The following is a 2860-nucleotide window of genomic DNA, read 5'->3' on the forward strand; positions in this document are numbered from 1 at the left end:
AAGTTTTGGGTGTCAAAAATAAACTTGTTCTTTCACCATCTTGATCAGCGGCTCTTTGAAATTCATCTTCATAAATTTGTTTTAATAATTGAATTCTATCTGGCGCTTTTTTCATAGCTATGTAATAAGCTAATCCAGCAGTTAAACATGGAAGAAATCGAAAAGGAATCTCATTATTATTTGTGTAAGCGCCCGAGTCCTTCATCCGAACTAAAGCATAATATACTAGAGTGTAAGTGGTATCTGCTGCAGGATACAGAAATAGTTTTGGGTTTATCGTACGTTCGAAGTAGTATTGACTTGGTCTTCCGCTGGTTGTTTTAACAGTATAATTTAAATAAGTAGAACGACTAATTGATGTTGTTGAAAACTCATTGTTACTTGAATCACGGATCACGACATCTGTAATGTCTATTATTTGTTGAGCTGAATTAGCTCCTGAACCAAACAAATCTGTTCCTGATAATTCTGTTGTTGTTGCAGCTAAAGATTTTTCTTGTTTTTGAATTGTCCAAAGATTTAAACCTCTGTTAGCCCATTCAGCTAACATAAGATTAAGAGAACGTCGTGCGGTTTTTAAGTCGTATCCACTACGTACTTGTAAACCGCAACGTTCAAATGCTTCTTCTGATATGTCATCTATAGACAGATCGAAGTTTGCTGTTGAAGCGTAAGTTGGCATTTACTTCTTTTTCTTTACAGATTTTTTCTTGCCTTTTTTTACTTTTCCACCACGTTTCATTGCAGTTGGCTGTTTCATCATCATGCCACCGCCACGTTTTTTAGCTATTTTCTTTTTAGGTCCCATCATAGTCAATCTCCGAATATCCGTTTATACGTTTTTTGTCTAGATACTACGACGTCTCGATAGTATCCTTTTGGCCACTTCTTATAGTAACCCTGACGATGTAGTTTATCAGAAGCTTCTTGTAATTGCGAGAACTTTTGTATGAGCATCATTGAATATTCTAAATCGCTTTCTACAATAGGGGGGCTCCCATCTGGAGTAACCAAAAACTCTTGTTCTTCCTCGTTTGCTGGGTTGAGGGGATGAAAACCCATAAAAAATATATCCTTCGTATTATACCAATCATTATAATCATCTATCATGTCTTGGAATTCATCTAATGTATAGTTAAAATATGGATCACAAAAAATTAATATTTCATGAATTTTAAAATTTAATTGTTTTAAATGAGTATTTAATTCTGATTTATATTGTTTATATTTTCTTTTTACTTCAATAAGAACTTTGTTATCATTCCATGTTTTTTTAGCAAAAGGACATGCTGGGAAACCACCTAAATGTTTATTCGGGATTTCTAAAAAATGTTCTGACCATTTACGAACGTCGTCTGTTATTTCTTTTTTAGAATACACCTTTATAATCATCACTTTCTTTTAAAAAAATAAGTTTTCCATCTTGAAAAACTTTTCTAGCATTTTCTGCCATGTTTACAGAAAAAACAATTCTTTGTTTTTTTGATTTATTTATTTCCGTATGATGATTTAAATTACAATCAAATATTACCATATCGTTTTGTTTTACTGTAACAAGTTTATTTTCTATATAAAGATTACCAGACTCTTTAGGCTTTTGAAGATAAAAAACTCCTACTTTTTGAGGAACATTTTTTAATTCTGGAAACACATTAGCATGATTATGAGGTTTAGTGTAACCACCAGGCTCAACAATATTAATCCAAAAATCAAGAATACGATAATTTTTTCCAGCCATACTGCAGAACTTATACAGGTAAGGCATAAACATTCCATTAAACTTATCATAAAGAATATCACTGTTGTATGAAGAAACACCTCCATCAACCAAACCATGTTTTTCAAAAGGAATTATTTCTAAAACATGTTTTAATATGTTTTTATTATTTAAATGTTTAAATATTTCTTTTTTAAAATACACCTTTAAAATCAAAGCCTCTAACGGCTGCTCCTGCTCTTCTTTCTTTTGAGATAAAACCTCCTCTAGCTGCAAATGTTTTTACATTTGTAGGTTTACCACCTGGATTACCTGCAGCTCTTTTTCGTTTGACAGCACTCGCCTTTTGCGACTTTGTCATCCGTGTGGCTTTTGCAAGTGGTACGCACTTTGGATATTTTCTCTTGCTTCCTTTTGATCTTCCACAAGGTTGATATTTTCCGTTCTTCTTCGGAGCTCCAATATCTACCCATTTCTCTTTCACCCATTCTCTTAATCCTTTCTTTGCCATTAACTGTATTTAGTTTTTTTACGTTTATTCTCCCTAACTGCTCCACACCCTCTCGCGATACCACCTTTATTAAATTGAGAAACCTTTTTTCTTTCCTGTGAAAGTTTGTTCGATTCAATCATTCCTCCACTTGCTTTTTTCTTAGGTTTCTTTTTTCCACCTGGTGTTACTTTTCCAGAACAAACGGCACTCGCATACATGTTAGCATAAGCAGAAGGATATACTTTAAATTTTCTTTTTGCTGCTGCTTTACCTCTAGGACACAATTTACCCATTAGCCTTGACCTCTGTATTTGACGTGTTGACGTCGTTTGTTTTTATTCTTCGGCCTACTGCGTGAAGAATTTCCTATACTAGTCCTTTTTTTAACGGGTGTAAAGTATTGGTTATTTGGTAATTTTACAGCCATTATTTATTCATTTGTGCTAGTGGGTTGGCAAGAGTTAACTTAATTTGTTTATCAATACTCTCTTGTAATTCTTTCATTTTTTCTTCTAAATTCGTTTTTAACTTTGTCATATCTTCTTCAACAGTATCTATTGCAATCTTTAAATCTTTTGAATTATCTCTAGCATCTTCTTTAACTTGTTGTTCTACATCATTGACAATTTTCTCTACTCTTCTTACATCTT

The 2860-nt window shown here is 32.9% G+C and carries 7 protein-coding genes; all 7 read right to left on the bottom strand.

The features are described 5' to 3' along the window. Window positions 1–550, bottom strand: a 550-nt coding sequence (locus Q0L44_RS04995; RefSeq protein ID WP_296636109.1) for a hypothetical protein, incomplete at its 3' end; no start/stop codon positions are given. Between the two features lie 132 nt (window positions 551–682). After that, window positions 683–811: a hypothetical protein gene (locus Q0L44_RS05000; RefSeq protein WP_296636112.1), complete on the bottom strand. Its 129-nt coding sequence runs from the start codon at window positions 809–811 to the stop codon at window positions 683–685. Window positions 812–813: 2 nt separating this feature from the next. Next, window positions 814–1392: a hypothetical protein gene (locus tag Q0L44_RS05005; RefSeq protein WP_296636114.1), complete on the bottom strand. Its 579-nt coding sequence runs from the start codon at window positions 1390–1392 to the stop codon at window positions 814–816. Further along, the gene (locus Q0L44_RS05010) at window positions 1370–1921 is read right to left on the bottom strand and encodes a hypothetical protein (RefSeq protein WP_296636116.1); all 552 of its coding nucleotides are present in this window, start codon (window positions 1919–1921) and stop codon (window positions 1370–1372) included. Before Q0L44_RS05010 ends, Q0L44_RS05005 begins: the two co-directional genes overlap by 23 nt. Then, the gene (locus Q0L44_RS05015; protein WP_296636118.1) at window positions 1911–2228 is read right to left on the bottom strand and encodes a hypothetical protein; all 318 of its coding nucleotides are present in this window, start codon (window positions 2226–2228) and stop codon (window positions 1911–1913) included. Before Q0L44_RS05015 ends, Q0L44_RS05010 begins: the two co-directional genes overlap by 11 nt. Next, window positions 2228–2503 carry a hypothetical protein gene (locus Q0L44_RS05020; protein ID WP_296636120.1) on the bottom strand — a complete coding sequence of 92 codons (276 nt, stop codon included), beginning with the start codon at window positions 2501–2503 and terminating at the stop codon, window positions 2228–2230. The genes Q0L44_RS05015 and Q0L44_RS05020 overlap by 1 nt, the downstream gene beginning before the upstream one ends. 133 nt (window positions 2504–2636) lie before the next feature. Then, a partial coding sequence (locus Q0L44_RS05025; RefSeq protein ID WP_296636123.1) for a hypothetical protein occupies window positions 2637–2860 on the bottom strand: 224 nt, incomplete at its 5' end.

This window comes from Polaribacter sp. (assembly GCF_024639685.1).
Taxonomy (GTDB): Bacteria; Bacteroidota; Bacteroidia; order Flavobacteriales; family Flavobacteriaceae; genus Polaribacter.

What these genes read in the sequence shown, in the direction of transcription:
- Q0L44_RS05000 (WP_296636112.1), bottom strand. Translation starts at nt 811, where the DNA reads ATGATGGGACCTAAAAAGAAAATAGCTAAAAAACGTGGCGGTGGCATG.
- Q0L44_RS05005 (WP_296636114.1), bottom strand. Translation starts at nt 1,392, where the DNA reads ATGATTATAAAGGTGTATTCTAAAAAAGAAATAACAGACGACGTTCGT.
- Q0L44_RS05015 (WP_296636118.1), bottom strand. Translation starts at nt 2,228, where the DNA reads ATGGCAAAGAAAGGATTAAGAGAATGGGTGAAAGAGAAATGGGTAGAT.
- Q0L44_RS05020 (WP_296636120.1), bottom strand. Translation starts at nt 2,503, where the DNA reads ATGGGTAAATTGTGTCCTAGAGGTAAAGCAGCAGCAAAAAGAAAATTT.